The sequence below is a fragment of the Ensifer sp. R1-3 genome (assembly GCF_056739175.1).
On the sequence record NZ_CP096516.1, the window covers coordinates 1,277,566 to 1,303,621 of the forward strand.

The 26,056-nt window shown below is 62.6% G+C and carries 27 protein-coding genes; 12 read left to right on the forward strand and 15 right to left on the reverse strand.

Translation table 11 applies throughout. From position 1 onward, the window contains the following. Positions 1-69 precede the first annotated feature (69 nt). Genes rfbF through M1D43_RS23155 form a run of 3 tightly spaced genes read left to right on the forward strand, consistent with a single transcriptional unit; the run spans position 70 to position 3,143 of the window. Positions 70-837: a glucose-1-phosphate cytidylyltransferase gene (gene rfbF, locus M1D43_RS23145; protein WP_122103561.1), complete on the forward strand. Its 768-nt coding sequence runs from the start codon at positions 70-72 to the stop codon at positions 835-837. Next, positions 834-1,904 (forward strand): CDP-glucose 4,6-dehydratase, encoded by a 1,071-nt coding sequence (gene rfbG, locus M1D43_RS23150; protein ID WP_122103562.1) that lies wholly within the window; start codon positions 834-836, stop codon positions 1,902-1,904. Before rfbF ends, rfbG begins: the two co-directional genes overlap by 4 nt. 6 nt (positions 1,905-1,910) lie before the next feature. Further along, complete coding sequence (locus tag M1D43_RS23155; RefSeq protein ID WP_014527866.1) at positions 1,911-3,143, forward strand: class I SAM-dependent methyltransferase; 1,233 nt, start codon at positions 1,911-1,913, stop codon at positions 3,141-3,143. Between the two features lie 21 nt (positions 3,144-3,164). Here M1D43_RS23155 and M1D43_RS23160 read toward each other — a convergent pair whose 3' ends face one another. Continuing rightward, complete coding sequence (locus M1D43_RS23160; protein WP_017264943.1) at positions 3,165-4,052, reverse strand: helix-turn-helix domain-containing protein; 888 nt, start codon at positions 4,050-4,052, stop codon at positions 3,165-3,167. Between the two features lie 245 nt (positions 4,053-4,297). On the opposite strand from M1D43_RS23160, the gene M1D43_RS23165 reads away from it, so the two are divergent. From M1D43_RS23165 to M1D43_RS23185, 5 genes are all read left to right on the forward strand, one after another. Continuing rightward, complete coding sequence (locus M1D43_RS23165; protein ID WP_014527864.1) at positions 4,298-5,725, forward strand: arabinose isomerase; 1,428 nt, start codon at positions 4,298-4,300, stop codon at positions 5,723-5,725. A 73-nt stretch (positions 5,726-5,798) separates the two neighbouring features. Further along, on the forward strand, positions 5,799-6,860 hold the full coding sequence (locus M1D43_RS23170) for a sugar ABC transporter substrate-binding protein (RefSeq protein WP_017264944.1): 1,062 nt from the start codon (positions 5,799-5,801) through the stop codon (positions 6,858-6,860). Continuing rightward, the gene (locus M1D43_RS23175) at positions 6,857-8,353 is read left to right on the forward strand and encodes a sugar ABC transporter ATP-binding protein (RefSeq protein WP_498814273.1); all 1,497 of its coding nucleotides are present in this window, start codon (positions 6,857-6,859) and stop codon (positions 8,351-8,353) included. The genes M1D43_RS23170 and M1D43_RS23175 overlap by 4 nt, the downstream gene beginning before the upstream one ends. Further along, positions 8,346-9,341: an ABC transporter permease gene (locus M1D43_RS23180; protein ID WP_010976073.1), complete on the forward strand. Its 996-nt coding sequence runs from the start codon at positions 8,346-8,348 to the stop codon at positions 9,339-9,341. The genes M1D43_RS23175 and M1D43_RS23180 overlap by 8 nt, the downstream gene beginning before the upstream one ends. Positions 9,342-9,343: 2 nt before the next feature. Continuing rightward, a complete protein-coding gene (locus M1D43_RS23185) occupies positions 9,344-11,080 on the forward strand; it encodes a CocE/NonD family hydrolase (protein WP_014527861.1) in 1,737 nt (578 codons plus the stop codon). Between the two features lie 46 nt (positions 11,081-11,126). On the opposite strand, the gene M1D43_RS23190 is transcribed toward M1D43_RS23185, so the two are convergent. The 3 genes from M1D43_RS23190 to M1D43_RS23200 are packed head-to-tail and all read right to left on the reverse strand — an operon-like array spanning position 11,127 to position 13,235. Continuing rightward, entirely contained in the window at positions 11,127-11,903 is a 777-nt protein-coding gene (locus tag M1D43_RS23190; protein WP_003526207.1) for a cephalosporin hydroxylase family protein, read from the reverse strand. A 1-nt stretch (position 11,904) separates the two neighbouring features. Further along, positions 11,905-12,747 carry an NAD-dependent epimerase/dehydratase family protein gene (locus tag M1D43_RS23195; RefSeq protein ID WP_014527859.1) on the reverse strand — a complete coding sequence of 281 codons (843 nt, stop codon included), beginning with the start codon at positions 12,745-12,747 and terminating at the stop codon, positions 11,905-11,907. Further along, a complete protein-coding gene (locus M1D43_RS23200) occupies positions 12,747-13,235 on the reverse strand; it encodes an acyltransferase (RefSeq protein WP_088195198.1) in 489 nt (162 codons plus the stop codon). Before M1D43_RS23200 ends, M1D43_RS23195 begins: the two co-directional genes overlap by 1 nt. Positions 13,236-13,414: 179 nt before the next feature. On the opposite strand from M1D43_RS23200, the gene rfbC reads away from it, so the two are divergent. Beyond that, positions 13,415-13,954 (forward strand): dTDP-4-dehydrorhamnose 3,5-epimerase, encoded by a 540-nt coding sequence (gene rfbC / locus M1D43_RS23205; protein ID WP_015242878.1) that lies wholly within the window; start codon positions 13,415-13,417, stop codon positions 13,952-13,954. Between the two features lie 24 nt (positions 13,955-13,978). On the opposite strand, the gene M1D43_RS23210 is transcribed toward rfbC, so the two are convergent. The 3 genes from M1D43_RS23210 to M1D43_RS23220 form a co-directional block, all read right to left on the reverse strand. Continuing rightward, positions 13,979-14,740 (reverse strand): ABC transporter ATP-binding protein, encoded by a 762-nt coding sequence (locus tag M1D43_RS23210; RefSeq protein WP_010976078.1) that lies wholly within the window; start codon positions 14,738-14,740, stop codon positions 13,979-13,981. Continuing rightward, positions 14,734-15,801: a FecCD family ABC transporter permease gene (locus tag M1D43_RS23215; RefSeq protein ID WP_014527857.1), complete on the reverse strand. Its 1,068-nt coding sequence runs from the start codon at positions 15,799-15,801 to the stop codon at positions 14,734-14,736. Before M1D43_RS23215 ends, M1D43_RS23210 begins: the two co-directional genes overlap by 7 nt. A gap of 128 nt (positions 15,802-15,929) precedes the next feature. Further along, complete coding sequence (locus M1D43_RS23220; protein ID WP_014527856.1) at positions 15,930-17,063, reverse strand: ABC transporter substrate-binding protein; 1,134 nt, start codon at positions 17,061-17,063, stop codon at positions 15,930-15,932. A 105-nt stretch (positions 17,064-17,168) separates the two neighbouring features. Between M1D43_RS23220 and M1D43_RS23225 the strand changes: the two genes are divergently transcribed. Both M1D43_RS23225 and M1D43_RS23230 read left to right on the forward strand, forming a co-directional pair. Beyond that, on the forward strand, positions 17,169-17,978 hold the full coding sequence (locus M1D43_RS23225; RefSeq protein WP_014527855.1) for a class I SAM-dependent methyltransferase: 810 nt from the start codon (positions 17,169-17,171) through the stop codon (positions 17,976-17,978). Between the two features lie 272 nt (positions 17,979-18,250). Then, the gene (locus M1D43_RS23230) at positions 18,251-19,171 is read left to right on the forward strand and encodes a LysR family transcriptional regulator (protein WP_010976084.1); all 921 of its coding nucleotides are present in this window, start codon (positions 18,251-18,253) and stop codon (positions 19,169-19,171) included. Between the two features lie 55 nt (positions 19,172-19,226). Here M1D43_RS23230 and M1D43_RS23235 read toward each other — a convergent pair whose 3' ends face one another. The 5 genes from M1D43_RS23235 to M1D43_RS23255 form a co-directional block, all read right to left on the reverse strand. Beyond that, positions 19,227-20,471: a Zn-dependent hydrolase gene (locus M1D43_RS23235; RefSeq protein ID WP_014527854.1), complete on the reverse strand. Its 1,245-nt coding sequence runs from the start codon at positions 20,469-20,471 to the stop codon at positions 19,227-19,229. Between the two features lie 36 nt (positions 20,472-20,507). Continuing rightward, positions 20,508-21,788, reverse strand: a complete 1,281-nt coding sequence (locus M1D43_RS23240) for a TRAP transporter large permease (RefSeq protein ID WP_010976086.1) — start codon at positions 21,786-21,788, stop codon at positions 20,508-20,510. Further along, positions 21,785-22,261: a TRAP transporter small permease gene (locus M1D43_RS23245; RefSeq protein ID WP_027990149.1), complete on the reverse strand. Its 477-nt coding sequence runs from the start codon at positions 22,259-22,261 to the stop codon at positions 21,785-21,787. Before M1D43_RS23245 ends, M1D43_RS23240 begins: the two co-directional genes overlap by 4 nt. A gap of 83 nt (positions 22,262-22,344) precedes the next feature. Continuing rightward, complete coding sequence (locus M1D43_RS23250; protein WP_010976088.1) at positions 22,345-23,343, reverse strand: TRAP transporter substrate-binding protein; 999 nt, start codon at positions 23,341-23,343, stop codon at positions 22,345-22,347. Between the two features lie 135 nt (positions 23,344-23,478). Continuing rightward, entirely contained in the window at positions 23,479-23,871 is a 393-nt protein-coding gene (locus tag M1D43_RS23255) for a RidA family protein (protein ID WP_014527852.1), read from the reverse strand. A 306-nt stretch (positions 23,872-24,177) separates the two neighbouring features. Between M1D43_RS23255 and M1D43_RS23260 the strand changes: the two genes are divergently transcribed. Continuing rightward, positions 24,178-24,612: a DUF4168 domain-containing protein gene (locus tag M1D43_RS23260; protein WP_003526223.1), complete on the forward strand. Its 435-nt coding sequence runs from the start codon at positions 24,178-24,180 to the stop codon at positions 24,610-24,612. Positions 24,613-24,727: 115 nt separating this feature from the next. Here M1D43_RS23260 and M1D43_RS23265 read toward each other — a convergent pair whose 3' ends face one another. From M1D43_RS23265 to M1D43_RS23275, 3 genes are all read right to left on the reverse strand, one after another. After that, positions 24,728-25,090 (reverse strand): hypothetical protein, encoded by a 363-nt coding sequence (locus M1D43_RS23265; RefSeq protein ID WP_014527851.1) that lies wholly within the window; start codon positions 25,088-25,090, stop codon positions 24,728-24,730. Between the two features lie 73 nt (positions 25,091-25,163). Continuing rightward, positions 25,164-25,604, reverse strand: coding sequence for a CBS domain-containing protein (locus M1D43_RS23270; RefSeq protein WP_122103565.1), 441 nt, complete (start codon positions 25,602-25,604; stop codon positions 25,164-25,166). 74 nt (positions 25,605-25,678) lie between these two features. Beyond that, positions 25,679-25,993 carry a DUF2934 domain-containing protein gene (locus M1D43_RS23275; RefSeq protein ID WP_014527850.1) on the reverse strand — a complete coding sequence of 105 codons (315 nt, stop codon included), beginning with the start codon at positions 25,991-25,993 and terminating at the stop codon, positions 25,679-25,681. Positions 25,994-26,056: the final 63 nt, after the last annotated feature.

The following is a 26,056-nucleotide window of genomic DNA, read 5'->3' on the forward strand; positions in this document are numbered from 1 at the left end:
AATGAACCGCCGGCGCGGCAATCCGCGAAATGGCGGTCGAAGGCAGTATGGAGAGGGAAAGTCGTGGGCATGAAGGTGGTCATTCTCGCCGGCGGATACGGCACCCGCATTTCGGAGGAGAGCCACCTCAGGCCGAAGCCTATGATCGAGATCGGCGGGCGCCCGATCCTCTGGCACATCATGAAGATCTACAGCCATTACGGCTTTTCGGATTTCGTTATCTGCCTCGGCTATCGCGGCTACATGATCAAGGAGTACTTCTCCAACTACGTTCTGCATTCCTCCGACGTCACCTTCGACATGGTGACGGGCGAAACAGCCTATCACACGAAGAGTGCCGAACCCTGGCGGGTGACGCTGGTCGATACGGGACCGGAATCCATGACCGGCGGCCGCCTGAAGCGTGTCGCCGGCTATCTCGGCGATACCTTCTGCCTGACCTATGGCGACGGCGTCGCCGATGTCGACGTTCGCGCGCTCACCGAATTCCATTTGCGTCACGGCCGCGAGGCGACGGTGACGAGCGTCGTGCCGCCGGGGCGCTATGGTGCGCTCGCCACCGAAGCCGGGCAGGTCATGAGCTTTACCGAAAAGCCGGCCGGCGACAACGGCCGTATCAATGGCGGCTTCTTCGTTCTCAATCGCTCCGTGCTCGACCGCATCGCGGGGGATGACGTCGCCTTCGAAAGCGCGCCGCTCGAGGGCCTGGCGCGCGACCGGCAGCTGATGGCATTCCCGCATGACGGTTTCTGGCGCCCGATGGACACGCTGCGCGACAAGACCCAGCTCGAGGAACTCTGGCAGCAAAACCGCGCGCCCTGGAAGATCTGGGCATGAGCCGTCTCCCTGATCCGGAATTCTGGGCGGGAAAGCGCGTCCTGCTAACCGGCCATACGGGCTTCAAGGGGAGCTGGGCGGCTGTATGGCTCAAAGAGATGGGCGCGCATGTGACCGGCTATGCCCTTCCGCCCGCCTCCCGGCCGTCGCTCCATGACTTGCTGCATCCGAGCGGAGCCCCGGGCGGGCAATTCGGCGATATACGCGACGGTGAAGCGCTGGCGACGATTGCACGGAAGAGCGAGCCGGAGATTGTCCTGCATATGGCGGCGCAGCCGCTGGTCCGCGAAAGCTATGCGGAGCCTGCCGAAACTTTCGACGTCAATGTCATGGGCACGGTCCGGCTGCTCGAAGCGGCCCGTGCGACGCCTTCCGTGAAAGCCGTTCTCGTTGTGACGACCGACAAGGTCTATCGCAACGACGAGAGCGGACGGCATTTCCGGGAGAGCGACACGCTCGGCGGGCACGACCCCTATTCGGGCTCCAAGGCAGCCTGCGAGCTTGCCGTCGCAACCTGGCGCAGCGCCTATCTTAAGGAGCGCGGCATTCGTGTCGCCACGGCGCGCGGCGGCAATGTGATCGGTGGCGGCGACTTTTCCGACGACCGGCTGGTGCCCGACGTCGTGCGCGCCGCCCTTTCCGGCACCCGGCTCAACATCCGAAGCCCGCTCGCGACGCGCCCCTGGCAGCACGTGCTCGATTGTCTCAACGGCTATTTTCTCTTCGCCGAGGCGCTCTTCAAGGGCGAAAGCGATGTCGACGCGCTGAATTTCGGCCCCTCGCCCTCCGAGCAGGCGATCCCCGTGCACGACGTGGCGAACGCGGTGCAGGCCGCGATGGGGCTCGACCCCGAATGGGACGACGTCTCGGCGCTCGAGCAACCGCGCGAGATGCGAACGCTCGGCCTTGATCCGGCTCTCGCCGGCGAGACCCTCGCCTGGCGCCCCCGCCTCGCCCAGAGCCAGGCGATCGAGTGGACCGCGCGCTGGTACGACGGCTGGCGTCGCGGCGAAGCTGCGCGTCAGCTCACGCTCGATCAGATAGAAGCATTCACGAAAGGCCTTTAACCCAAGATGTCCCACTCCTGCCGCTTCTGCTCGACCCCGCTTGAAACCGTTGTGGCCGACCTCGGGGCGACGCCCTGGTCCAACTCGTTTCTCGAACCGACCGAGGAGGCGATCGCCCGGGAGAAGGCTTTTCCGCTGAAGGTGATGGTCTGTTCCGAATGCCTGCTCGTCCAGACGACGGAGACGGTCCCGGCCGACGAAATCTTCAACGCCGACTACCACTATCTCTCGTCATTCTCGACGAGTTGGCTCGACCATGCGCGCCGTTATGCAGAGGCGATGGCCGAACGCTTCGCTCTCGACGGCCGCTCGCAGGTGGTGGAAGTCGCGTCGAATGACGGCTATCTGCTGCAGTATTTCGCCGCCGAGCGAATTCCGGTGCTCGGCGTCGAGCCGGCGGCCAATGCCGCGAGGATCGCCGAAGGCCGCAACGTGCCGACTCATGTCGCCTTCTTCGGCCGCGACACAGCCAACGCGCTCGTCGCCCGCGGCATCCGCGCCGATCTCACCGCCGCCAACAATGTGCTTGCGCATGTGCCGGATATCGCCGATTTCGTCAGCGGCTTTGCGATCCTCCTGAAGCCGGACGGCGTCGCTACCTTCGAGTTTCCGCACCTCCTGCGGCTGATCGAAGGCATCCAATTCGACACGATCTATCACGAGCACTATTCCTACCTGTCGCTCGCGGCCGTCGAACGTATCTTCGCCGCTTGCGGGCTGAAGGTCTTCGATGTCGAGGAACTGCCTACCCATGGCGGCTCGCTGCGCGTCTACGCCCAGCCGGTGACCGGAACGAGACCGGCGACCGAGACGCTCGCCGAAGTGCGGGCCGAGGAGGAAAGCGCCGGGCTCACGCAGATGCCCACCTACGCCGCCTTCGGCAAGCGCATCGCTTCGGTCTGCGATGGATTCCGCGCGTTTCTCGCGGACGCCAGAAGCGAAAACAAGCGCGTGGCGGCTTATGGCGCGGCGGCAAAGGGCAACACCTTCCTGAACGTCTGCGGGCTCACCGCGTCGGACATCGACTTCATCGTCGACCGCAACGATCTGAAGCAGGGCAAGCTCTCGCCCGGCAGCCACATTCCGATCTACGATCCCGCCAGGATCGAGGCCGTAAAACCCGACTATGTCGTCATCCTGCCCTGGAACCTGACCGACGAGATCGTCGCCGCCCACGCCTATATCCGCTCCTGGGGCGGCCGCTTCGTCGTCGCCATTCCGCAAGTGCGGGTGATCTGAGCCGGGCTGCCGCGCTGCACCTCATTCGCCCAGGCTGCCCGATCGCCTCCGGTATTCCGACGGGCTGCATCCCATCAGATCCTGGAACTGGGTCGACAGGTGAAAGGCCGAGCTAAATCCGAGCAAGGCGGCAATTTCCTTGATAGGCTTATCCGTATTGGTCAGGATGTCCTGTGTCCGCCGGATCCTGAGCGCCATCTGGTGCTGCTTGGGTGAGGCTCCCGTCTTCTCCTTGAATACCCTCCGGAAATAGGAATAGCTGACACCGAGTTCGCGGGCAATTTCCTCGAGCGGCATCTGGTCCGCACAGCGCTCCATCAAGAGCACGCGCGCCCTTTCGACCAGCCGGTCCGCAGGAGCAGCGGAGGCGCCTTCCTGCTGCTGTGAGAGTAGCGCCAGCAATTGCAGGCCGAGCGTTGATAGAACCGGCTGGTTTTTCAAACCGTCTTCGACAGCACGGTCGTGAATCTCATCGAAAATGGCGGCGAATTCCGGCCCCGAGGGCAAGACGGGGCGCGCGGGGTCGATTAGGCCGATCGCACGCGCAAAGTCGAATGCGGCGCTTCGGCATTCTATCCAGTTCTCCGTCCAGCCCAGTTCCGGATCCGGAGCAAACCGATGCCAGACGCCGGGGAACAGGAGAACGATCGATCCGCCTTCCACCAGTTGCGTTTTCCCGCGCCGTCCGAATTCGAACATGCCCCGCCCGTCCGCGATCAGGATCACCTGATAGGCCTGGAGGATCCTCCCTCTTTTCCAGTCGAAGTGGTGGTCATCGGGATGACGTATCGGCGGGTAGATCGAATGCGGAGGTATTTTCGTATGGCCGGTCGATACTGCCGTGCACCCCCAGGCCGAACACAGCCTGTTATCGGGCAGATAGAGGAAATAGTTCTCCGCCAAAGGCATCCCCTCAGGATCACTTTTTATATGCTTCTGATCATTTTTGCGGAAAAGACCATGATGTCAATCCGCATGGCCGATGCTAGGGTTTACCCGGGGATGCAAGTTTCGGCTGTCGGCAACGGAAGCCGCCATGGCCGCAGGGAGAGCGCGGTCCTCGGAGGAGATATGATGAACCGATCGCCGCACGGGGCAGCAGGCACGAGCCTGCTGCCGGAGCATGATCTTTGCCTTGCGGTTGCGGGGCGCTCATGACGGACCGCATCTTGAAGGTGGGCCTCTTCGGCATCGGTCTGTCCACTTACTGGCCCCAGTTTGAGGGCCTGGAGGATCGGCTCACAGGCTATGTCGGACAAATGGCCGAGAAATTGGCCCGACCCGACATCGAGGTGGTGAACCTGGGCCTCATCGACTCTGCCGAGGCGGCATACGACGCTGGTCACCGCTTTCGCGAGGCCGATGTCGATATCATATTCCTTCACGTCACTACCTATGCTCTGTCGTCCACCGTTCTGCCCGTGGTCCGGCGAGCCCGCGTGCCGGTGGTGATCCTCAATCTTCAGCCTGCGGCCGCGATCGACTACCACAGCTTCAATGCGCTCGGCGACAGGACCAAGATGACCGGTGACTGGCTCGCCCATTGCGGAGCCTGCCCGGTACCGGAAATCGCCAATGTGTTCCGGCGGTCGGGCATCGCGTTCCACCAGATCACGGGCATGCTCAACGGCGATCCGCATGTCGACCGGGAGATTGGCGACTGGATGGACGCGGCGCGGGTCGCCCATGTCATGGCACATAACCGCCTGGGCGTGATGGGCCGGTACTATAACGGCATGCTCGACATCTATTCCGACCTGACCGCCCAAGCGGCCGCCTTCGGAACCCACATCGAGATCGTCGAGATCGACGAGCTCGCCCGGCTCCGGCGCGAGGCGACCGAGGCGGAGGTCGAGCTTTGCCTCGAAAATATCCGGAGCGAGTTCGACATCCAGCCGGACTGCGATCCCGCCGAACTGCACCGGGCAGCGCATACGGCCGTGGCCCTGCGCAAGCTTGCCGAGCAGAAAAAGCTCGGCTCGCTCGCCTACTATTACGAATCGGTGGCGGGGCATGAATACGAGGATCTCATCGCATCGGTGATCGTCGGGTGCTCGCTTCTGACGGCGGCAGGCATTCCGGTCGCGGGCGAGTACGAGATCAAGAACGCCCAGGCGATGAAGATCATGGACACCTTCGGCGCGGGCGGATCCTTCACCGAATACTACGCCATGGACTTCAACGACGACGTCGTCCTCATGGGGCATGACGGACCGGGGCACATCAAGGTTTCGGAAGGCAGAACGAAGATACGTCCCCTCAAGGTTTATCACGGCAAGGTCGGCTCCGGCATCAGCGTCGAAATGTCCGTCAGGCATGGTCCCGTGACGCTTCTTTCCGTGATCGAGCGTGAGGGCCGGATCGTCCTCCTATGTGCGGAGGGACAATCCGTGCCTGGTCCGATTCTCGAGATCGGGAATACCAACAGCCGCTACAAGTTCGATGTCGGGGCGCGCCGTTTCGTGGAGGACTGGAACGCGCAGGGACCGGCGCATCACTGCGCCGTCGGCGTCGGTCACATCGCCCGCAAGATCGCAAAACTCGGCGAACTTCTCGGTCTGCAAGTGGTCCAGGTGTGCTGAACGGACAAATCCGGGAGAGCTGCAACTCGAGACCCGCGAGAAACCTATAGTCAAGAGGTGAGGAGGACCTGAAATGCCTGCAGAAAAATCAACGAACTTCATCCGAGCGCGGCGGCTGATCGGCCTGTTCTTTGCCGCCACCATGGGGCTGGCAAGCCCGATGGCGACCGCGGCGGAGATCAATCTGGACGCACCAGCCCCGACCTTTCCTCCCGAGATCGCCAAGTTTCAGGCGATCGAGCCCGGCAGCGCCGAAGGCCTGACAATCGGATTCACCCAGCTCATTCTCGGCGTCCCCTTCCCCGATGCACTTCAGGCCGGGATGGAGAAGGCTGCTGAAACGGCCGGCTTCAAGCTGGTCACCTGCGACTCCAAGCTCGACGCAGCGACGGCACTCAACTGCGCCCGCCAGTTCAAGACCCAGAATGTCGACGGCCTCGTCACCTTTCAGGCGGACGCCGCCGCTGCTGCCAACATCTGCGCCGAGGGCCCGCAGGTGCCGGTCATCGCCATCGACATCGAACAGAAACCTTGCGAAACGGCCTTCGTCGGTGCCGCCAATTCCTATGCCGGCGAGATCGTGGGCCACGAGCTGGGTATGCACTTCGCCAAAAACTTCAACTGCGAGCACGACGCCTTCGTCTCGCTGGAATCGACGGCCGTCGGCGTCGTCAACGACCAGCGCATGGGCGGCATCCGCAAGGCATTCGAAGCGGTGTGCGGGCCGGTACAGAACCTTCGCATCATCGACACCGGTGCCGGCGGGCAGGCCGATGCAGCGCAGCGCCAGTTCACTGACACGTTGACGGCTCTTCCCGGCGCCACCAAGGTCATCACGGTCGGCATCAACGAGGACGTCGTCATAGCCGCCCTTGCGGCGGCGCGCACCCAGGGTCGCAACCAGGACCTGTATCTCGGCGTCCAGAACTTTGACCCCGACAATTGCCAGATCTGGACTGCGTCGCATTTCATCGCGACTGCCGCCTATTTCCCGGAGCGGTATGCCGAGCTGATCGTTCCCAATCTGGTGAAGGCCATCAAGGGCGAGACGATCAACCAGCAGATTCTCGTTCCGCATGAACTGATCACGCCGGAGAACATCTCCAAGGTCTATCCGGAGTTTGCCTGCAAATGACGGCGGATTTCCTCGCCGTACGCGGCATCAGGAAATCGTTCGGCCAGATCGAGGTTCTCCATGGCGTGGACCTCGATCTGCCGGCAGGAACGATTACCGCCCTTCTGGGGGAGAACGGGGCCGGCAAGTCCACATTCGTGCGGATCCTGGCCGGAGACCACATGCCCGACGGCGGCACGATCTCTGTGGACGGCGCCGTTGCCTCCTTTCGCGGTGTGGGAGATGCGCGCGCGGCGGGAATCCGTTTGATCGCCCAGGAGATCGCCGATGCGCCGACGCTCTCGGTGGCGGAGAACATTCTGCTCGGTGCATGGCCGACGCGGGCCGGGCTCGTCGATTACCGGTCCATGCGCGAACTGGCACGACAGGCGCTGGAAATGCTTGGCACCGAACTTCCACTGGAGGCGAAGGTCGCCTCTCTGCGGTTGGGCGAACGGCAGATCATCGAGATCGCCCGCTCCACGATAGGCGCCTCGAAATGCATCATTTTCGACGAGGCGACCGCGGCCCTCTCGGACGCGGAGGCACGCAAACTCTTCCAGTTGATTCGGCGTCTTGCGGGACGCCGCGTCGCCATTCTCTACATCACCCACCGGCTCGACGAAGTGTTCGCGCTTGCCGACCGGGTGTGTGTCCTGCGCGACGGCGGCGTTTCCCTTGATAGCGCGGCGGGCGACGTCACTCAGGACCAGGTCATAGAGGCGATGGTGGGCCGCGCGGTCGCTTATGCGCGACATGCCGTACCGCCATCGACCGACGCTCCTCCGGTGCTGAAAGCAACCGGCCTGGGGTCTGCTTCCTTCTCAGACGTTTCCTTTGCGTTACGCCCGGGCGAGATCCTGGGCGTCTACGGTAAGGTCGGCTCGGGCGTTCAGGAATTGTCGAGTTCGCTGGTCGGCGCGCGCGCATTCGACGAAGGAACACTGTATGTGGAAGGCTCGCCGAGGCACTTCCGGCACCCGGCGGACGCGATTGCGGCTGGCATAGGCCATCTATCGGCGGATCGCGCGGCCGACGGCCTGCTTCGCACGATGACGCTTGCGGAAAATCTTTCAGCTCCCAGCTGGGGCCGCCTGGCCAGGCGCGGCTTCGTGAACCGCCGCAAGCTGCGCCAGGCCTATTGCCGCTGGCATCGCACGTTGCACATCAAGGCCGCCGCTTCCGGCGAACAACTGATCACGGAACTGTCCGGCGGCAACCAGCAGAAGGTTCTGCTAGGCCGGTGGCTTGAAGCCGGTTCGAAAATCCTCGTGCTGAGCGAACCGACACGCGGCGTCGACGTCGGCGCCCGCCAGGAAATTTACCGCGTGCTCGCCGGACTGGCTGCCAAGGGCCACGCCATCGTCGTCGCCACCTCGGATTACGAGGACATCACGGCCGTTGCCAGCCGCGCGCTGGTCATGGTGCGCGGACGGATGGTCGCTGAGATCCCGTACGAGCGCATTTCGACTGAAGCCCTGACTGAAGCCGCAGGAGGCGGTGTCCATGCCTGACAATCTTCAATCCGAGACCCTCCCCATGGCCGATCTGGAGCGCAACCGGAACAGGGCGGCAATCCGCAGGGCGCCGGAATCGGCCGCCCTGCTCGCATTCCTTGTTGCGGAGATCATCTTCTTCTCGCTGAGCTCACCCTACTTCCTGACCTGGGGAAACTGGGTCAATGTCTTCACCGCGCTTTCGATCACCGGCGTTCTTGCCGCGGGAGGCACAATGCTTCTGATTGCGGGCCAATTCGATCTGTCGGTCGGTAGCGGCGTCGCCTTCGTCGCCCTCGTGCTGGCCTTGACCATCGATAGCCTGGGGGTTCTGCCGGCCAGCGTGCTTGCGATGCTCGTCGGCGTCGGAATCGGCCTGATCAACGGCTTTCTGGTGACGAGGATCGGTGTCAACGCGCTCATCACAACGCTCGGGACGCTGGCCATCTTTCGCGGCCTCACGCAGTCCATCGGCGGCGGCAGGAATATCCCGATCGCCAATTTCGACTGGGCTATCTGGCGTCCCTTCCTGAACATTCCGCTCTCGGCGCTCGTCTTCCTGCTCGTTGCTATCATGGTCGGCATCGTGCTCAAACGCTCCGTCTTCGGCCGCTCGATCTATGCGATCGGCGCGAATGAAAACGCTGCCCGCCTCGTCGGCATCAGGACCAAGGGTGTGGTATTCGCGGGCTTTCTCCTCTCCGGCGCCTTCATCGGGCTCGGCGGTCTCATCAGCGCCTCGCAGCTCGGCTCGACATCCGGAACCACGGGTCTCGGATTGGAGCTTGCCGTCGTCACAGCAGTCATTCTCGGAGGTACCTCGCTGAAGGGCGGGACCGGCACCATGCTCGGTACCGTGATCGGATTGTTGATTGTCGGCGTTCTCAACAACGGCTTGACGCTGATGAACGTCAACTCGTCCTGGCAGCAGGCCGCCACGGGCTTACTTTTGATCCTGGCCGTGTCTTTCGATCAGCTCCGCCAGCGGCTCGTCGGCCGACGGTGAACATGATGCACACGCAATCGACGATCCGCCTGCTCGACAATATAGATGTCCCGATGCGCGATGGCGTGAGGCTGAAGACGGATATCTGGCTACCCGCGACGGAAGAGCCGTGCCCCGTTCTGCTGCAGCGAACGCCGTATCGTCGGGAGACGCCGTTCGGCTCCCAGTACATTTCAGCATTGGAGTTCCAGACGGCTCTAGGACGGGGCTATGCCGTCGTCGTGCAGGATACGCGAGGGCGTTACGGCTCGGAAGGCGATTTCACCCCCTTCCAGACCGAGGCGAGCGATGGGGCGGATACCATCGGCTGGCTTCGTATGCAGCCGTTCTGCAACGGCTCGGTTGCGATGTTCGGCGCCTCCTATGTCGGTGCGACGCAGATCCTCGCTCTTGCGGAAAACCCGGAAGGTCTGAAGGCGATAGCGCCGCAGCTGACTACAGCCCGCCACGGCGAAACCTGGATGTATCGCGGCGGAGCGGTGGAACTCGCCTTCATACTACTTTGGGTGATCGAATCCCTTGGTCCCGATCATCTGCAGCATCGTATCGCTTTCTTGCCGGCAGACATGCGCGAGCGTGCCCGGGCTTTGTTGCAGACGTTGCGGGAGAGCCCTCACGCCGCCTTCGAGCGTCTTCCGGTCCTCGATGACGCGATCATCGAGCTTGCACCATACCTCGCGGACTGGCTCGATTCGAAAGCGATCGCCGGCGAGCGCAACCGCGACCGTCTCGAATGGGTTGAGAAAAGTCGGGCGGCGCTGCTCGTGGTCGGCGGCTGGAACGACATCTTCGTGGAAGGGTCGATCGAGCTCTTCGAGAAGGCGAGATCGCGCTGGTCCCGAGGCGAGTACATGCCAGACCGCCTTATCATCGGTCCCTGGTCGCACGGCAACCCGACCGACTGGCAGGGCCGGGAGTGGCTGGGTTACGCTGCGTCCACCATCGATCTGCCGGAGGAAACCCTAAGGTTCTTCGACAGCGCTCTCGAGGACCGGGAACCGGCATCCCCCGTGGTCCGCTACTTCCGCTCCGGATCCAACACCTGGCACGCCGCGCCCGACTGGCCCCTTCCGGACAGCATTGAGGTGTCGCTCATTCTCGATTGCAGCCGGTTTTCGCTCGGCTCCACGCCTGCCGAACAGGCGAGCGCTTCCTTCATCTCCGACCCGTTGAAGCCGGTTCCCACTGCCGGTGGCGCCACTTTTCTGCCCGGCCTTTTGCTCGGCCGCAACTCCGGCCCGGTGGACCAGGCCGCGATCGAAGCGCGCGACGATGTCGTGATTTTCACCGGCCAGCCGCTGGGTGAAGATCTGGAGGTTACGGGACTAGTCAGAGCACGGCTCTGGGTATCGTCCTCAGCCGCAAGCTGTGACTGGACGGCACGGCTCTGCGAAGTCGGCGCGGATGGCGGAAGCTCCGGCATTGTGGACGGCATCCTGCGCTGGTCCCGTTCGAGACAAGCAGGAGGCGAACCACAAGAAGTCGCCGTGCGCCTCGGTCACATCAGCCGCCTGTTCCGCAAGGGATGCAGGCTCCGGCTGCAGATCGCCTCGTCGAACTTTCCACGCTTCGACCGCAATCCGCAGTCCGGCATCCCGCCGACCTTGGCGAGAGCCTCCGATTTCATCAGAGCAGAACAGCGCATCTTCTCGGGAGAGGCTTTCCCAAGCCGACTCATCCTGCCAGTGGTGACCACGAGCTTTGCGCAGGCGGAAACGCTGTCGGCAATGGGAAGGTAAGATACTTGCAGTCGCGGCGATCTCCCTCAAACGGGAAGCGGACCGATCAAAGCCTCTTCAGGAAGCCATCCGGCGCAACGGTCACCATCAACTTGTTCTGAACCGACCGGTCGATCTCGAACTCAGGATGCGACTTCAGATACTCATGCACGGCGGTCTTCGGATTGTCGCCCACGTCCCAGGGGCGGTCGTCGAAGAAACCCGCGGGCATGTCTTCGACCAGAGTGTCGAAGACCACGCAATAGCAGCCGGCCGTCACCAACGGCGCATAGGCTTCAAGTTCGGCGAGCACATGCGCATGGGTATGCATGGAATCGAGGCATACCATGACGCGGCTGTAGCCGGCCGACGCCTCGCGCACCTGCGCGACGATGTCCGGATCGATGGAAGATCCCTCAAACATCTGGATGCGGCTCGCCAACGGATGGCTCTCGATCGCCGCGCGGTTGTGGGGGCGGATGTCGATGTCGATGCCGATGACCTTGCGCTTGGACCGGCTGGGGTCGAATGAAACGCCCGCCTCGATCGCGTCGCACATGTCGAGCATCGCGAGCAGCGAGGCGCTCATGATCAGCGAGCCGCCATGCGCGATCCCCGTCTCGATCACCAGATCGGGCCGTGTCGCCCAGATCAACTCCTGCATCGCTACGATATCCTGCGGATATTGGATGATCGGGCGCCCCATCCAATCGAAATTATAGACGTAGCGCTTCGCCATAGAAGCCTCGCGCCACCGGTTCGAAAGCGCCTGGAAATCGCCGTCACGGCCATAGCCGTCGATCGCGGCCGCCCGCTCGGTGCGGAATTGTTCGATGGGGTCCATGTCAGATCCTGCTTCTTGTGGAGGGCCGCGGGTGGGAACCGGTATCCGGCTCTCCCTCGCCCAGGATTTCTGCGATGCGCTCTAGCACAGGTGCTGCAGCAAAAGCGAACTCGTCCTTCGACCTGTCGACAGAGATCGGTGCGAATGAAATCGTCGGCGCACCTTCGTCCACAGCTAGGGAGCATTTCGTCCGGGATTGGATGGCTGCGCACCACTCGGCGTGGCTCGTCTGACGCCCGCTTGCGACGTTGTAGACGGAATGGCGGCCCTCCTGCGCGATCCGCAAGAGGAGGTCCACGGCATCGTCGATCCAGATATAATCCTTGCTCGAATCGAGCGCGGTTTGGAGCTGGATAAGGCCGCTGCCTGCCTCACGGCACAGCGCGCCCAGGAACGTGTCCGACTTCGCCTCGCCGGGCCCGACGACGTTCGACAAGCGGGCGACCCGCACCTTCTCGCGGCCGGAGGCGAGGCAGATCGCTTCGCCCGTCAACTTGGAGAGATTGTAGAGATCCGAAGGATCGAGCGGCGAGGCCGACAGCCGGGCTTCCTCGCGCGTATCTTCGCTGCCGGCATAGACTCGAGTGGACGAGAGATAGAGAAAGGACGAAAACCCATTCTCCCGCAGGAGCTTCGCTGCGAGCGAGACATGCGCTTCGATGGTGTCAAACGGCCGGGTGCGGAAATCGGCCGTAAGGCCGATGGCATAGATGACATGGCCGAGGTCCTCGCCGGCCGCAGGCATAGCGGCGCGGGAAGGAACACGCACCTCGGCACCCCGGTTGCGCAATCGGCGGACGAGATTGCGCCCGATGAAACCGGAGCCGCCGAATACCGTGAACATCACGATCGCACCCCCAGGCGCCTCAGCGGATTGCCGCCGCAGACGGTGTAGGCTTCGACCTCGCCGCGCACGATGGACCCGGCGGCGATGACACAGCCCTTGCGCAACAGGGCGCCGTCCAGGATCACCGAATTCGCCCCGATCCAGACATCCTCCTCGACGAGGATGCCGCCGCGGCTCGGCAGGAAGCCCTGTTCCCGGATCAGGCGATCCCGGTCGCCATAGGCGTGATTGACCGGAGCGAAGGTACAATTGGCCGCGATCAAGACATTGTGGGCTATGCTTATCCCGTTGCCGGTGTAGAAGACGCAGCCGCTGTTGACATAACAGAAGCGGCCGATCGTGAGATCGCCGGTGCCGCCCACCGGTTTGACCTTGACGAAGCTGTCGATGACCGATGCTTCTCCGACGACGATCCGTGTGCCGCGCACGGAATCCTCGATATCGCAGAGCGGGCTGATCTTAGCCGAGGGATGCACCTCGATCATGATGACTCCGACATTCGAACTCCCGGATTTCGCCGGCACTAGCGACCTTTGCGCGTCTGATGAGACGCGCAAAGGTCGCTGTAGAGGGCTGTCTCAGTTCCTCTTTTCCAGTTAGCGCTTGCCGCGTCAACGCCGGATCGTGCAAGAAGCACCGGTTGAAATGTTCTCTCGGGGGCCTCATGTCGCGGTTCAGCCGTCTCTCCACGCCACTCGCGGGCCTGACTGTCATCGAGCGCAAGCAGATGGGTGACGAACGCGGCTTTTTCTCACGCTTCTTCTGCCGGGACGAATTGCGCGATTTCGGAGCTGACGGAACGATCTCGCAGATCAACCACACCCTGACGCGAGCGAAGGGCACGATCCGTGGCATGCACTTCCAGCGGCCGCCCCATGACGAGGCGAAGTTCGTCTCGTGCCTGGCCGGCGCCGTTTTCGACGTCGCCGTCGACATCAGGCCGGATTCACCCACCTATCTGCAATGGCACGGTGAAATCCTGAGCGGCGAGAATGCCCGCTCGATGATGATCCCCGGCGGGTTTGCCCATGGATTCCAGACGCTGAGCGAGAATTGCGAACTCGTCTACCTGCACGACAAGCCCTACGCGCCCGACGCGGAAGGCGGGCTCAATCCGCTCGACCCGCGGCTTGCCATTTCCTGGCCGCTCGAAGTGGCACAGATGTCCGAGCGCGATCGCGCCTTCGCTTTCATCTCCGCTTGAGGCCGCAGCCGAAGCGGCGGCCCTTCACCCGAAGGTGATGGAATCGTCGACGATGATGACCGGCCGGCCGCGGGAGCAGGCTTCGACCCGCGCCTCGACGCGGTAGACGGATTTCAGCATGTCGGCAGTGACGACCGTGTGCGTCGGGCCGCTTGCGACGACGGAGCCGCCGCTGATCACGATCGTGTCTTCGCAATAGCGCAGCGCATGATTGAGATCGTGCAGGGCGATCAGTACCGCCATGCCGGATTGAGCGGCGAGGCGCTTCATGAAGCCGAGCACCTCGATCTGGCGGAAGAGATCGAGCGCCGAGGTCGGCTCGTCCATCAGGAGAACCTCCGGCTTGCGCACGAGCGCCTGTGCGATCGAGACGAGCTGGCGCTGTCCCCCGGATAGCTCGCCAAGCCCGCGGAAGGCGAGATCGTTGATCTTGAGCGCCGCGAGCACGCGATCGATCTCCGCCAGTTCGCCGTCCTTCACCTTCCATCCCGATCCCTGCTTGGCAGAAAGCAGAACCGACTCGTAGACGGTCAGGACGGCATTGGCGCCGGTGTCCTGCGGCATGTAGCAGATCGCCTCAGCACCGTTGGCCGTGTCGGATAGGTGTACGAGGCCGGGGCCGGCGGCGAGGCCGGCGATCCGCTTGAACAGCGTCGACTTCCCGGCCGCGTTGGGGCCGATGACGGCGGTAAGATGCCCGCCTTTCAATGTCCCGGTATTGATGTCGGAAAGAACGACGCGCCGGCCATAGGTTGCACCGACATCCTTGAGAGCGAGGCTTACCATGCGCGCTTCCTGTTGGTGAAGATCAGCACGAAGAAGAAGGGGACGCCGACGAGCGCGGTGATGATGCCGATCGGCAGCACCGCACCGGGGATGAGCATCTTGCTGACGACCGAGGTGACGGAGAGCAGCAGTGCGCCGCAAAGCACCGAGGCCGGCAGGAAGAAGCGCTGGTCTTCGCCGACGAGCATACGGGCGATATGCGGCCCGACCAGTCCGACGAAACCGATCGTGCCGACGAAGGAAACCGGGATCGCCGCGAGCAGACTGACCGTCAGCATCGTTTCGAGCCTGAGCCGGCGGACATTGATGCCGAAGCTCGCCGCCTTATCCTCGCCGAGCCGCAGCGCGGTCAGCGCCCAGGCGCGCCTTGCGAAGACCGGCACCGCAACGAGCAGCACCGCGCCGGTGACCCAGACCTTCGGCCAGGTTGCCTTGGTGAGGCTCCCCATGGTCCAGAACACGACCGCCGCCAGCGCCTGTTCGGAGGCGAGATATTCGAGCAGCGACAGCGCTGCATTGAAGGTGAAGACGAGCGCGATACCGAGAAGGACGATCGTCTCGACGGTGACGCCGCGCATGGTGGAGGCGAAATGGATGAAGAGCGCCGCCACCATCGCCATCAGGAAGGCGTTGACCGGCACCATATATTGAACGGCGACCGGGAACACGGCGACGCCGGCGACGAGCCCGAGCGCTGCGCCGAAGCCGGCGGCGGCCGAAATGCCGAGCGTGAACGGGCTCGCCAGCGGATTGGCCAGGATCGTCTGCATTTGCGCACCCGCCAGAGACAGCGAGGCGCCGACCGTGACCGCCATCAGGGCGATCGGCATGCGTATATCCCAGATCACGACGCGGAGTTGATCGCTCACGGTCTCGGCATGAAACAGCGCCGTCAGGACGTCGGAAAGCGGATAGTTCGCAGGGCCGAGCGCCATGTCGACGGCAACGGAGACGAACAGCGCGGCAACGAGGCCCGAGAGCATGACGAGCCGGCGAAAGACGAGGGCGCGGTATCGTCCGCGCCCTTCGATGCCTGCGATTTCCTCGGCGACAGCAGCCATCATTCGCCTCCGCCGATGAGCGAGACGAAATGATCTGGCCGACAGGCGACCGGAAGGACTTTCCTCGGTATTCGCATTAGAACCTCGCGAACAGGGATCGGAGGGCTTTCGCCCTCCGATCCGGAGCCTTACCGGCTTGCATTCAGGGAGACGAAGTAGCCGCTCTTGTAAGGCAGCGGCAGGAAACGCTCGTGCAGTTCCTTGAACGTCGCCTCGGGATCGAGATCGCCGAAGAGGTCCGGGTGGAGCCACTTTGCCATCTGCTGAATGGCCACGAACTGATAGGGGTTGTTGTAGAACTGATGCCAGACGGCATGGACGTTGCCGTCCTTGACTGCCTTCACACCCGTGAAAGCCGGACGCTCGGTGAGACCTTCGAGCTTACGCTGCGCCTCCTTCTCGTCCGCGCCATAGCCGACGCCGACCCAGGCCCCGCCAGGCACATAACCTTCCCAGTTGCCGCCCGTGATAATGATCTGATCGGGATTGGATGCGATGACCTGCTCCGGATTGACGGTGCCGAAGGTGCCGGGAATGATGTCCTTCGCCATGTTCACGCCGCCCGCGAACTCGACCATCCTGCCGAAATTCTCGTTACCGAAGGACATGCAGCAGTCATCCGAATAACCGCCGGCGCGCTCCATGAAAACGAGCGGCTTCTTCGGGTTGGCCTTGGCGAGGGTATCGGTCACCTTGGCGATGCTGTCGGCACGGAACTTGATGAATTCCTCGGCCTTTTCCTCCTTGCCGAAGAGCTTGCCGATGAGGCGCATGCTCGGCTCGGTGTTCTCCATCGGCTTTTCGCGGAAATCGACATAGACGAGCGGGATACCGACCTTCTCGAGCTTCTCGATATAACCAGCCTCCTCCGTCGCCGTTTTGGCGTCGATATTCATCAGCATGACGTCGGGCTTCAGCGCGACCGCCTGTTCGATGTCGAAGGTTCCGTCCTTCATGCCGCCGAAGGTCGGCAGCTTGGCAATGTCAGGGTACTTCGCGAGATAGGCGGCGTAGGTTTCCGGGTCGGCCTTGGCGAGGTCGTCGCGCCAGCCGACGACGCGCTTGAACGGCTCGTCCTTGTCGAGAGCGCCGACGAAGTAAATCTGGCGCCCCTCTCCAAGGATCACATGCTCGACCGGCACGTTGACCTCGACCTCGCGACCGGTTACGTCCGTCACCTTGACGGTGTCGGCAAGCGCAATGCTTGAAATGAATAGGCAGAAACCCGCAGCGGCAGCGGCCACCTTGTTGAAAAACTTCATCGTTCCCTGCTCCATGGAAATTCGATGCCTTCTAATATTTCATGACTTTACCGGTCAACATATATCTTTTAGAACGCTTCCAAACAGACGAGACCGGGACCGAAAATGAGCGACGTGGCAACGCGGCCCAACTATGATCTTCGCGACGAAATCAAAGCCTATTGGTCGGAACGTGCGGCCACTTTCGATCTCTCTCCCGGCCACGAGGTTTTTTCCGAGGAGGAACGCGCCGCCTGGCATCGGCTCATCCTGCGCCATCTCGGCGAAGGAGCCGGCCGCTCGGCACTCGACCTTGCAAGCGGGACCGGGGTGGTCTCGCACCTTCTCGACGATCTCGGCTTCCGGGTGGCTGGCATGGACTGGTCCGAACCGATGCTCGAACGCGCACGGCAAAAGGCGAAGAGCCGCGGACGCGATATTTCCTTCCGCATGGGCGATGCGGAAAATACCATGGAGCCGGACGACCATTATGACGTGGTCGTCAACCGGCATCTGGTATGGACGCTCGTCGATCCGGCCGCGGCCTTCAGGGAGTGGCTTCGCGTGCTGAAACCTGGCGGCAGGGTGCTGATCGTCGATGGCGATTTCGTCAATGCGACCCGGCTCGAACGGTTCTTTTCGTCGCTCAACGTCTGGGGGCAGCGTGTCGGGCTCCTCAGACCCGACGCGCCGTCCCAGCCCCGGGAGATGCTGGAAACGCATCGAAGCATTCTTGCCCGCGTCCACTTCTCGCAAGGGGCGCGCGCCGAGGCCGTAGTCGGCCTGCTGCGGGCCGCCGGCTTCGCCGATATAACAGTCGATACCGATCTCGGAGAGATACATCGGATGCAGGCGAAGAATTGGAATCTGTTCAAGGGCCTCGCACGAAGAAGCCAGCACCGCTTTGCGATCCGCGCAAGCAAACCGGTGGCCTGATGCCGGCCTACTGAACGGGCTGCGTGGGCCATTAAAGCACTCTTGAGCTTCGACGTGTCGGTGCTCTGGATCACGTTCATGCTTTTCGGCCGAGCCGACCTGAAAGCATGAACGTGATCGATTCCAAGAAGTTGAGACGCGGGATGCGGGCGGAAAACCGCGCACATTTTTCCTCATCCCGCTCTATCTCTCCCGGAGGCTGCGCTGCCATCGTGGTTCAGCAGCTCGTGCCGACTCCACGTGAGTGGAGTCGCAATGGATAGGCCCGTACGATGTCGACAGATCTCAATCTCAATCTCCTGCGGTCGTTTTTCATGATCGCCGAAGAGCGAAGCCTCACGCGGGCAGCGGCCCGGCTCAACATGAGTCAGCCATCGGTCAGCCAGGCGCTGCAACGACTGGAGGAGCAGTTGGCCTGTCAGCTCGTCCTTCGCGGCAGCCGGAAGTTCGAGCTGACGGCCCGGGGGCAGAAAATCTACGAGGAATGCGGAGAGATCTTCCGAGCCGTCGAGCGTATCGGCCAGCTCACGCAGGAAAGGACCGCCGAAGAGTTCGGCGAGGTGCGCATCCAGATCATCTCGAACCTCGAGTCCCCGCTCATAAACGAAGCGCTGCGTCTCTACCATCAGCGCTTTCCCTCCGTAACCTGGGTGATGGAGGTCCAGAACAGCCAGGATACGGTCAAGCGGATCCAGACGGAGAAATGCGGAATAGGATTATGTCTCCTGTCGCGCCCCGTCTTCAGCCTGAATTGTCAGTTGCTGTTTCGCGAGGAATTCAGCGTCTATTGCGGCGCTGAGCATCCCCTCTTCGGCCGTAAGGAGGTGGAGAAGAGGGAACTGCGGCAGGAGTCATTTGTTTCCTTTACCTGCGCCACCGAAGGCATGGGCCTCGAGCCCATGGCGGTCCTCAGCCAAAGCCTCGGTCTCGGCGAACGGATCAGCGGGCAAAGCCCCAATCTCGAGGAAGTAAGACGCATGATCGTCGCCGGTCTCGGGATCGGAATTCTCCCGTTGACGGCGGTTCACGACGAAGTCGCGAGCGGACTTCTCTGGCCGCTCGAAATCAAGGGTTATCCGCTCGGCGCGGACGTGTTTTTGGTGACGCACCCGGAAGGCGACTATTCCCGCGCCGAGCAACATTTCATCGACCTGGTGCAGGAGCTGCGCTCGCTCTACCCGGAAATGCACTGAGCGCGCGTCCCGACGAAAAACCGTTATACACTTTTCCTGGAAGTGCTCCGATCAATCAGCGGTCGGCGCGCGCCACGACGGCATGCAACAGGACATTGAGGCCCGGCGCAAGATCGTCGCGGTCGCAGTCCTCCTCGTTGTTGTGCGTGATGCCGCCCTTGCAGGGCGTGAAGATCATTGCCGTCGGGCAATGTCGGGCGAGGAAATAGGCATCGTGCCCGGCCTGGGACTGGATGTCGCGCCAGTCATAGCCCATCCGGACCGCTTCCGCCCGGATTCCGTCCACCATCGCGTGATCGAAGATGTCCCCGCCCCAAAACCACTCGTCCTCTATGACCGCGTCGCAGCCGGCGCGGGCGGCGCTTTCGAAGACGGCACGGCGCATCTTTTCACCCATGACGCGCGCGGTCGCCGCATCGGGATGGCGAACGTCGCAGATCGCTTGGGCCGTGTCGGAGAGGATGCCCGGTTTGTTCGGCCACGCCGCCAGCCGGGCGCCGGTCGCCTTGCCGTCGCCGACGGCAAAATCCCAGCCGATGTCGTCCACGGCAGTCAGCCAGCGTGCGCCCGCGACCAGCGCATTGCGGCGCAGGTCCATCGGCGTCGGGCCGGTATGTGCCGTCTTGCCCGAAAAGCGCACCCGCATCCCGTAGCTCGGATATCCGCTCGTCACCACTCCGACATCGCGATTCTCGAGGTCGAGGATCGGCCCCTGCTCGATATGCAATTCGTAATAGGCATCGATCTCACCGGCACGACAGGGCTTGTTTCCGTTGTAACCGATGCGCTCGAGCTCGGCGCCGAAACGCGCTCCGTCGTCGGAGACGAGCTCTTTGACCCAGTCCCCGTCATAGGCCCCGACGAAGCAGCCGGATGCGACCATGGGCGGCGAGAAACGCGCTCCCTCTTCATTCGTCCAGTTGACGACGACGATCGGGCGGCGGGTGACATGACCGACGTCGTTCAGCGTACGGATCACCTCGAGTCCGGAGAGAACGCCGGCGATCCCATCGAAGCGACCACCGTTGATCTGGGTGTCAAGATGGCTGCCGATCAGCACCGGCGGCAGCGACGGATCGCTTCCTTCGCGCCGGCCGAAGATGTTGCCGAGTTCATCGATCTCGACGCACAGGCCCGCATCGCGACACCAGTTGACGAAGAGGTCGCGCATTCTGCGATCATCGTCCGTCAGCGTTAGGCGGGCGAGGCCGCCCGGCCGCCCCTGGCCGATTTCGGCGGAAGTCTCGATGGTCGACCAGAAGCGATCGATGTTGGCACGGGTGTTCGATGCGAACGACATGGTTCACCTTTCAAATGCAATTGCGGACGAAGCGGCTCACATTCCGAGCGACATCAGTGTCATCAGCCCCGGAAAGAGAACGAGGAGGAACATGATGAGCGCCATGACGCCGATGAACGGCAGCAGATAGCGGAAGGACGCCGACATCGGTATGCCACCGGTGCGGCACGCGGCCATCAGGTCGATGCCGAGTGGCGGTGTATTGGCGCCGATCGCCAGGTTGATGGTCAGCAGCACGCCGAAATAGACCGGGTCGATCTCGAAGACCCGCAGCACCGGCAGGAAAACGGGCGCCAGGATGAGAATGATGGCGATCGATTCCATGAACGTGCCGAGGACCAGGACCGCGACCATCATCAGCATGAGCGCGACTGTGGCGCTCTCGGTCGCGCCGGTGATGGCATTGACGACGAGCTGCGGAACCTGCTCGACCGTCAGGATCCAGCCGAAGACGGAGGCGGCCGCGATGACGATGAGGATGGAACCGGTCATTTCCGTCGTGTCGCGCAGGAGGCTGAAGACCTTGGCGAGCGTCAGCTGGCGATAGATGAGGGCCCCGACGAGCAGCGCATAGGCGACGCCGATGCCCGCCGCCTCCGTCGGCGTGAAGATGCCGAAGCGGATGCCGCCGACGATGATGACCGGCGCGAGCAGGGCAAGCACGGATTCGCGCAGCGCGGTGCCCAGCCGAGTCCAGCTGAACGGTTCTCCGCCCTTCCAACCGTTCTTGCGGGAAATCCACCACGCGACTACCATCAGCCCGAAACCGAGCAGGATGCCTGGACCGATGGAGTGGATGAAAAGCTGCCCGATCGACGTTCCGGTCGCCGTTCCGTAGACGATCAGGACTATGGACGGAGGAATGACCGTGCCAAGCGAACCGGCGCAGCCGAGACCAGCGGCGGAGAAACCCGGATGGTAGCCGCGCTCCTTCATGGCCGGCAGCAGCATGGAACCGATCGCCACCACGTCCGCGACACCCGATCCCGAGAGCGAGCCGAACATCATGCAGGCGGCAATCATCACGATAGCGAGACCACCCGTCCGCTGGCCCACGACTGCCGCGCAAAGATTGACGATCCTCGGGGCGAGCCCCCCATGCACCATGAGCAGGCCGGCGAGCAGGAAAAGCGGGATTGCCAGCAGCGTGAAGCTGTCGATCCCCGCCACCATGCGCTGCGCGACCACCATCAGCGGCAATACATCGCCGACCAGCAGATAAGCGACCGAGGAAAGCGCAAGCGCGATCGCGATCGGCGCATCGATCAGGAGCAAGAGAATGAAGACGGCAAAGAGGACGAGAAGGGCAAGGCTCATTTGCGCAGTTCCGCGGCAACGAGGGCAACGAAGGCGATGGCACCCGTGACCGGCAGCGCGAGATAGACGAGCCCCGCGGGCCAGCTTAGGACCGTGGTTTCATGCGACCATGTCAGCACCGTTATCTTCCATCCGGACCAGATGACGACGACCAGGAACAGCAGGGATGCCAGACGCGCGAGCACGGCCAGGAGGGAACGGAACCGGCCGGGCGCAACAAGCAGGTCCGTCAGGCCGGCGCAAAGATGCGTGTTGCGGACAAAGGCGGAAACCGCGCCGATGAACGTCACCCAAACCAATAGAAGACGCGGGATTTCCTCCGACCAGCGTGGTGTGAAGGAAAGGGCATAACGGCAAATGACGACGTAGACGATGATGGCGGTGAAGGTGGCGATGGCCAGGCCGCCCACCGCGCGGGCTACGTTGTCTATGGCATTGGAAATCCGCGGACGCGGTATCGATGCGTGTTGCATGGAAGCCTCGCTGGTGTGGACGGACGGACATGATCCGGCGATGGGAAACGTCCTGCCCGCAACCGGCGGGCAGGACGACCGCATTACTTGCGGTAGCTGTCCATGACTTCAAGCAGCTCGGGACCGAAGACGTCCTTCTCGCTTTCCCAGATCGGCTTCAGGGCGTCGACGAAAGCAGCCTTGTCCACCTCGTTGAACTGCATGCCTTTCGATTTCAGCTTCTCGATCAGCGCGACCTCGTTATCGGCAACCATCTGGCGCTGCGCGTTGCCCCACTTGACGGCCGCTTCCTTCACGATGGCCTGGTCCTCGGGGGAAACCTGCGCCCAGGTCATGCTCGACACGGTCAGGCATGCGGCCCCCCAGATGTGGCCGGTCATCGAAACGTATTTCTGTACTTCGTAGAACGACGAGGCATCGATGATCGAGAGCGGATTTTCCTGCGCGTCGAACACGCCCTGCTGCAGGGCCGAGTATAGCTCGCCGAAGGCCAGCGGCGCCGGCTGCGCGCCGAGACGTTCGAACGTCGCAAGCCGAACCTTGTCCGGCGTTACGCGGATCTTGATGCCGGCGAGATCGGCCGGCTTGACGATCGGGTGCTTGTTGTTGGTGATGTTGCGGAAGCCGTTTTCCCACCAGGCGAGAACCTCGATGCCTTTCGGCCGAAGCAGATCGGCAAGCGCCGTGCCGAGCTTGCCGTCGAGCGCGGCGAAGGCCTGCTCGCGACTGGTCCAGGCATAGGGCATCTCGATGATCCCGAACTTCGGCTCGACGAACTGGAAGGAGCCGCTGCCGATCAGGCCGCCCTGGATGGTGCCTATCTGCATGCCCTCGATGACTTCCTTCTCCGTGCCGAGTTGGCCGGAGGGGAAGATCTCGATCTTGACGCGGCCTTCCGTCTTCTCCGAGACCTCCTTGGCGAAGTCCGTCGAGGCCTTGTGCCAGCTATGGGTGTCGGCAAGCACATGGCCGAGACGGATCGTCGTTTCGGCCATGGCAGCAGAATGAGCGGAAAGGCCGACAATGCCAGCGATCACGGTGGCGGCAAGACCGCGTGAAATTTTCGAAATGCCCAGTTTCATAGCGCCCTCATTTGTTGCGTTTATTCTAGGCATATTAGGCGGGCATGATGCCCGCAACGCAAATAGCCTGACTCAATGGCAAACATTGAGTCCGCTTATGGGAGCGGCTGCGATTTCCTGTGAGAAACGACCGCATCATCCAACGGTCGCGATACATTCGATCTCGACATCGAAATGCGTCCAGGGCTTGATCGCCACGCAACTGCGGGCCGGAAAGCCGCCAGGAAAATACGCGCGATAAACCGCATTCATCTCCGCCGCCAAATCGTTATCGGTGATAAAGACGAGCGATTTGAAGACGTTGTCGAGCGAGGAGCCGGCATGGCGGAGCGTGAACGAAAGCGCGTCCATGCAGGCGCGCGCCTGGGTGGTCATGTCCCCCCTGACGATCTCGCCTGTCTTCAGGTCGATCGGCGGCATTCCGCACGTATAGAGAAAACCGCCAACGCGGGTCAACGCGGAGGTCGGCGCGCCCAGTCTTCGGATTGCTTCGGAAATCACGGGGATTTCAATGATTTCGTGCTTCATGTCGCATGACCCTTTATAACGGCGCAGATCGTACCCGGTCGTATGGGACACCGTTTGCGCCACGTTTCAACCGATGTATAGCCGTAGCGTATGTCGTGTTCCAAGCCCTGCATCTTGTTCTGCATGGCCCCCCGCGGCAGCCACAAAGCTGCCGCCTAATGGTCAGCAAATTGCCCCCTCGTCGCCGCACCGAGCACTTCCGAGGCGTACATGCTCCCCGAGTCGCTTGCGTCGTTTCGACGGCGGAGCGAATGAGCAAGGCGGTATTGCTGCCGATCAAGTCATGCACGTCATGGAGGACAGAACATGATTACTCGCTATACACTCGTTGCATCGCTGACCGTTGCAGCCTCCAGCTTAATGCTTCTCAGCCCGGCTTCGGCGCTCGAAATCGCGCAGGCGCAACAGGCGCAGCCGACACAGACCCAACCCGACGCCAGCGGCACGAGCGCCCCGATCAGCGACCAGAAGATCGAGGCCTTCGCAGTGGCATATCTTCAGGTCGACAAGGTAAGGCAGGAGTACTCCACGAAAATCGGGGCTACCACCGACGAGGCTGCGAAGGCAAAGCTGCAGAACGAAGCCAGTCAGGAAATGGTCAAGGCGGTAGAGACCGCGCCGAACATGTCGGTGGAGGAATATACGACGATCTTGAAGGCTGCGCAGAGTGATCCGGCGCTTGCCCAGAAGGTTCAGGAAAAGCTCCAGACTTCGACGCCGCAGCAGCCGCAGCAGCAATAAGCACGGTTCGACACCTTGAGCAGTTCCGAGAAGATCGCGTGACGGTCTTCTGCCGGAATTGCGCAATGTCAAAGACTTAGGTCGTTTCACCATTGAGTGAAACGATCTGAGCTCTTCAGCCGACGAGCCAGAACAGCGCCGCGGCAATCAGAACGAACAATCCCACAGCGGCAAGGAAACGCAGCGTGCCGGTGCTCGTATTGTCGCCGAGCACGCGATTCCAGTATTCGCCGCCAGTGGCGTCGTTCCCTTCGATGCCCGCTTCCGCAGGCGCATGCGTCGTCGCGACCTTTCCGTCGCCTGCACTGAAATTGCGCGGCTGCGGCTGTGGCGGGTCGGGGCGCGCCCGGTCCGCCTCGCCGAGATATGGCGCACCGCCTCCTGCATCGCCGGCATCGGCGACGTGATCGTCGGGCTCCGCACCACCGCCGGGAGCGAGACCAGTCCGGACCGGCATGCTTTCCTGTTTCCCCGCCATAGTTGGCCTCCCTTGTGCGAAATGAGAAAGGGGGCGCCATCGCGCCCCCACCCGTGCCGAAACGGCATATCGTTCAGCCGCTTCGATTGGACTGGTTGTGGGATCCACCGGGCTCGGTCACGCCCTTCAGGCCGGTGCCGGCCATTTGCGGTTGTTCACGGGCCGCGTCGGCGAGCGAGACTATCCCGACCAGCTGCTTGTGATGGTTCACGACGGGCAGCCGTCGAACCTGGATGTCGCCCATGTTGCGCGCGACATCGTCCACCTCATCGTCGTCGAAGCAATATTTCACGTCCGTGGTCATGATGTCGGCCACCCGTGCCTGAGGGTCCATACCATCGGCAACGCCGCGCACGACGATGTCTCTGTCCGTTATCATGCCGATCAGGCGGTCGTCGTCTCCGACCGGCATGAAGCCGATATCGTTTTCCGCCATCTGCCGCGCAACAGCCGTTATGGTGTCGTTGGGGCTTGCAAGATGAACGTCTCTTGTCATGATCTCCGATACACGCATTTGTTTTCTCCTTCACGTTTCATCGGCACGTTTCATCGGCGGCCCGGAAATGCTCAAGCCGCCGTGACGGCCGCTCAGCGCCCACCGTCCGGGCGAGCCGCCGGATTTCCTTCGGGCGAAGCGGGTGCCCCAGCCCCCGCCGCGGTCTGCTTTTCGCGCCGCCTGCTGCCGTTGGCCTGGACCTCGCTCTCCGGCGCGGAGCCGTCTCTCTGCGTTTCCTGTCCTGGCATTTCCGGTCCCTGCATTTCCGGTCCCTGCATTTCTCTGGCCGCCTGCTCCCAGTGGCGCTGATGCTGCCCGTCCGGCCGTCCCTCCTGCTCCCAGATCGCATAGGCTCTGCGCCTGATGAGCTCTTCCCGTTCGTTGTCCATATCCCTTAGCTCGTCCATGTCCCTTACCTCGCCGCTGGACTTCGTTGATGGCGAGTTTCAAACGGCGCGACCGTCCATTTG

Bases quoted from the DNA above. Each gene is read 5' to 3' on its own strand.
- rfbF (WP_122103561.1), top strand. From the start codon at position 70: ATGAAGGTGGTCATTCTCGCCGGCGGATACGGCACCCGCATTTCGGAG.
- rfbG (WP_122103562.1), top strand. From the start codon at position 834: ATGAGCCGTCTCCCTGATCCGGAATTCTGGGCGGGAAAGCGCGTCCTG.
- M1D43_RS23155 (WP_014527866.1), top strand. From the start codon at position 1,911: ATGTCCCACTCCTGCCGCTTCTGCTCGACCCCGCTTGAAACCGTTGTG.
- M1D43_RS23160 (WP_017264943.1), bottom strand. From the start codon at position 4,052: ATGCCTTTGGCGGAGAACTATTTCCTCTATCTGCCCGATAACAGGCTG.
- M1D43_RS23165 (WP_014527864.1), top strand. From the start codon at position 4,298: ATGACGGACCGCATCTTGAAGGTGGGCCTCTTCGGCATCGGTCTGTCC.
- M1D43_RS23170 (WP_017264944.1), top strand. From the start codon at position 5,799: ATGCCTGCAGAAAAATCAACGAACTTCATCCGAGCGCGGCGGCTGATC.
- M1D43_RS23175 (WP_498814273.1), top strand. From the start codon at position 6,857: ATGACGGCGGATTTCCTCGCCGTACGCGGCATCAGGAAATCGTTCGGC.
- M1D43_RS23180 (WP_010976073.1), top strand. From the start codon at position 8,346: ATGCCTGACAATCTTCAATCCGAGACCCTCCCCATGGCCGATCTGGAG.
- M1D43_RS23185 (WP_014527861.1), top strand. From the start codon at position 9,344: ATGATGCACACGCAATCGACGATCCGCCTGCTCGACAATATAGATGTC.
- M1D43_RS23190 (WP_003526207.1), bottom strand. From the start codon at position 11,903: ATGGACCCCATCGAACAATTCCGCACCGAGCGGGCGGCCGCGATCGAC.
- M1D43_RS23195 (WP_014527859.1), bottom strand. From the start codon at position 12,747: ATGTTCACGGTATTCGGCGGCTCCGGTTTCATCGGGCGCAATCTCGTC.
- M1D43_RS23200 (WP_088195198.1), bottom strand. From the start codon at position 13,235: ATGATCGAGGTGCATCCCTCGGCTAAGATCAGCCCGCTCTGCGATATC.
- rfbC (WP_015242878.1), top strand. From the start codon at position 13,415: ATGTCGCGGTTCAGCCGTCTCTCCACGCCACTCGCGGGCCTGACTGTC.
- M1D43_RS23210 (WP_010976078.1), bottom strand. From the start codon at position 14,740: ATGGTAAGCCTCGCTCTCAAGGATGTCGGTGCAACCTATGGCCGGCGC.
- M1D43_RS23215 (WP_014527857.1), bottom strand. From the start codon at position 15,801: ATGGCTGCTGTCGCCGAGGAAATCGCAGGCATCGAAGGGCGCGGACGA.
- M1D43_RS23220 (WP_014527856.1), bottom strand. From the start codon at position 17,063: ATGAAGTTTTTCAACAAGGTGGCCGCTGCCGCTGCGGGTTTCTGCCTA.
- M1D43_RS23225 (WP_014527855.1), top strand. From the start codon at position 17,169: ATGAGCGACGTGGCAACGCGGCCCAACTATGATCTTCGCGACGAAATC.
- M1D43_RS23230 (WP_010976084.1), top strand. From the start codon at position 18,251: ATGTCGACAGATCTCAATCTCAATCTCCTGCGGTCGTTTTTCATGATC.
- M1D43_RS23235 (WP_014527854.1), bottom strand. From the start codon at position 20,471: ATGTCGTTCGCATCGAACACCCGTGCCAACATCGATCGCTTCTGGTCG.
- M1D43_RS23240 (WP_010976086.1), bottom strand. From the start codon at position 21,788: ATGAGCCTTGCCCTTCTCGTCCTCTTTGCCGTCTTCATTCTCTTGCTC.
- M1D43_RS23245 (WP_027990149.1), bottom strand. From the start codon at position 22,261: ATGCAACACGCATCGATACCGCGTCCGCGGATTTCCAATGCCATAGAC.
- M1D43_RS23250 (WP_010976088.1), bottom strand. From the start codon at position 23,343: ATGAAACTGGGCATTTCGAAAATTTCACGCGGTCTTGCCGCCACCGTG.
- M1D43_RS23255 (WP_014527852.1), bottom strand. From the start codon at position 23,871: ATGAAGCACGAAATCATTGAAATCCCCGTGATTTCCGAAGCAATCCGA.
- M1D43_RS23260 (WP_003526223.1), top strand. From the start codon at position 24,178: ATGATTACTCGCTATACACTCGTTGCATCGCTGACCGTTGCAGCCTCC.
- M1D43_RS23265 (WP_014527851.1), bottom strand. From the start codon at position 25,090: ATGGCGGGGAAACAGGAAAGCATGCCGGTCCGGACTGGTCTCGCTCCC.
- M1D43_RS23270 (WP_122103565.1), bottom strand. From the start codon at position 25,604: ATGCGTGTATCGGAGATCATGACAAGAGACGTTCATCTTGCAAGCCCC.
- M1D43_RS23275 (WP_014527850.1), bottom strand. From the start codon at position 25,993: ATGGACGAGCTAAGGGATATGGACAACGAACGGGAAGAGCTCATCAGG.